Consider the following 2775-nt stretch of genomic DNA (forward strand, 5'->3'; position numbering starts at 1 on the left):
GAATGGTGTCGGCCATCTGTGCTGCGGTCAGGCGGTCCATGCTGCCGACATCGATCAGCGCTTCGTTGCGCCGGTCGAACTCTGGCAGGTCCTCCTGGTTGAGCACGGCCTCGGAATCGACCGGCGTGACCTTCCCGGCCAGATAAACCCGTGGGCTCTCCGTGTTGAGCCGGTAGATCCACATCCGCCCGGATCCATAGAGCAATTCCGCGTTGTGAGGCCGCGGGAAATGGCGCGGCATCCGCTCGAGCGGCCTGTCGACGACCAGATATTCCAGGCCGAGAAGGTTCGCGAGCCGGCACTTATAACCGCGGAAGGTGGCCGGGAATTGCCGCAGATTGGGATCCTCGGCGTTCTCTCCCGGTCCCACCGCTCGCTCGTAGGCCGCAAGGCGGAGCGGGTTGTAGCCGATGATGTCCTCGATCCCGAACACCATCGACGCGTTCTGCCACGGACCGCGCAGGCCCAGAATCTCGACGCGAGGATAGTCGCCGGCCGCATGCCGCCGTGTGAGCTCGTTCTTGAGGATGCCGAGACCGTGCAATTGTTCGGGCGGCAGGGTCTGGAACACCGCGTAGCGATCCTCGGGCTCGGCATTCAAGGCGGAGGCCGCATGCCGGCCTACGAGTTCCCCGCCCGTCACCAGGACAAGCGCGAGYGTCGCGATGGGACGCCAGCGGCTATCGGCGTCGAAATAGGTGAGTGTCGCGATGGCGAACGCGGCGATACCGAGGCCGATGGCGATCTCGGTGACGGCTGGCGCGACCTGGCCGGCGTTGAGCGCGAAGCTCATGGCGCTGCCGATCGCCGCGACGAAAAGCAGAACGGCGACCGAGGGAAGGGCGACGTGCCAGGAAGCGAATTTCGCCTTGTTGAGGCGGGGGATACCGCCGACGGCGTAACGGTGAGCCAGATAGCCAGCGGCGAAAGCGAGGAAGATATTGATGAGGAAGGTCGCATCCGCAGGACGGCGATAGAGCTTCACACCGGGCAGGTAGTCGAACACCACGCCGAAGCCCGGCGTATAGCGGCCGAGCGCGTAAAGAACGGCGAGAAGGCCGAACACCAGGAAGAAGCGGAATTCCTTCGCGAGGAGGCGTCCGCCGGCGACGCCGTGCCAGAGGAAGAGCAGGGCAGGGATCGTTCCGGCGAAGAGATAGTTCGTCGCCCGATCGGTCCAGGTCCCTTCAGGGACGCTGTGCCAATCCGGTCCCCAATAATCGTATGTCCAGCGCAACGAGCCGAACACGTTGCCGAACAGAACGGTCGCGAGACTCTCCGGTGGGAGGGACCCCATGGCCGCGACCCCGTAGCCGAAACCCGGCCGGGTCGAGGTCGCCAGAAATTGCATGGTCAGGACGATGGGCACGGCCAGCAGCGCACCACCCACGAAGCCCATGAACAGGAGCAGCGGGCCACGCGACTTCAGGTAGGCCAACGGCTTGTCGGCCGTGTAGATGCGGTGCGCCGCGACGGCGATCAAGGTCAGCGCGCAGAGGAAGGCGACTTGATCCCGGCCGATCGTCAGGAAGGCGCCACAGACGGCGAAGAGCAACCCGAAACCGTACGATTTACGGTCGAGCGCCTCTTCGAGAAGCAGAAGAGCGAGCGGGAAGAAGCCGTAGCTCAGGATCATGCCTGTATGCTGGAGCCTGGCCGTCGCCGAGCCTCCGAGCATGAAGACGATCGCAGCGATGACGGCTCCGGCGGGATGCCAGCCGCGGCGACGGAAGAGGGGCACGAAGGCAAGCGCGCCTGGCAGGAAATGGGCAAAGATCACCACATCGAACTGCTCCATCGACGGTTGGCTGACGAGCCAGCCGAAAAGAAGCATGGTCGGGGTGAACAGAAGCGATTGCGGGTCAGCCGCGGACGGGTGGCCGCTGAAATGGTAGGGATTCCAGAGCGGTAGCTCGCCGTGAGCGAGCGCGTCGCTCAGATAGCGAAGCGTCGGGTAGAACTGATTTTTGGAATCCCACGGGACGACGGCGCCGGTCAGCGGCCAGGCAGCCGCCGCCACGGCCCAGACCAGTACGATCAGGAGCAGGGCGATCAGCGTTTGCCTGGACGTCCAAACCGCCGGGGACGTATCAGCCTTCATCAGTTCCGTTGTCATGCGTTGTCAGCGTCGTCCGCCAGGCCAAACCAAGCCCCGCGTGGATCTATCCTCCACACGAAGCTAAAGTGTTGAAGATTTTGGAAATATAAGGGCAAGCCGGCTCCGTTCGCATGGTGGCGATAGGAGTAGCTCTCATTTCCCTTCAGGACCGAAAACCGGCTTGGCGGGCCAGTACGCTCCCCCTATACATGCGCTGCTCGTTTTTGTTGTGCAGCGACAGCCCCGTTGGGACGGTATCGTCCCAACCGCAGAATGACGGCAAGACCGTGGCGGAGAGTTGAACCTCTCTTCGTCCGCGTCCGTCCTCAGCGTGACGATAATCCTTGCATATTAATAGGTCTGGATGAAAGCCCGATGAACGAAAGTCTATCTCGCCTGCAGCGCCGCCGGTCTGTTCCCCCTCGGTGGCTCGGCGATCCGGGGCCGAGCGCGGCAGATCTCGATACCATCCTGTCGGTCGCATCCCGGGTTCCGGACCATGGCAAGCTGACGCCCTGGCGCTTCATCGTCATTGAAGGCGACGCGCGGCAGCGCCTCGGCGAGATTGCGGCGGCTGCCTTCAAGGCCGATCAGCCCGATGCCGACGAAGAGAAGCTCGCGACCGAGCGCAACCGGTTCGCCCAGGCCCCCGTGGTCGTGGCGGTGGTCTCCAGGGT

At 63.8% G+C, this 2775-nt stretch carries 2 protein-coding genes; one reads left to right on the forward strand and one right to left on the reverse strand.

Annotated elements, in window-relative coordinates; translation table 11 throughout:
• The coding region (locus AC1DT3_RS17225; protein WP_477466458.1) for a YfhO family protein at positions 1–2116 on the reverse strand (2116 nt) is incomplete at its 3' end.
• Between the two features lie 357 nt (positions 2117–2473).
• Here AC1DT3_RS17225 and AC1DT3_RS17230 point away from each other — a divergent pair.
• On the forward strand, positions 2474–2775 hold a 302-nt coding region (locus AC1DT3_RS17230), incomplete at its 3' end, for a nitroreductase family protein (protein ID WP_477466459.1).

The organism is Microvirga sp. P4_G7 (genome assembly GCF_056401005.1).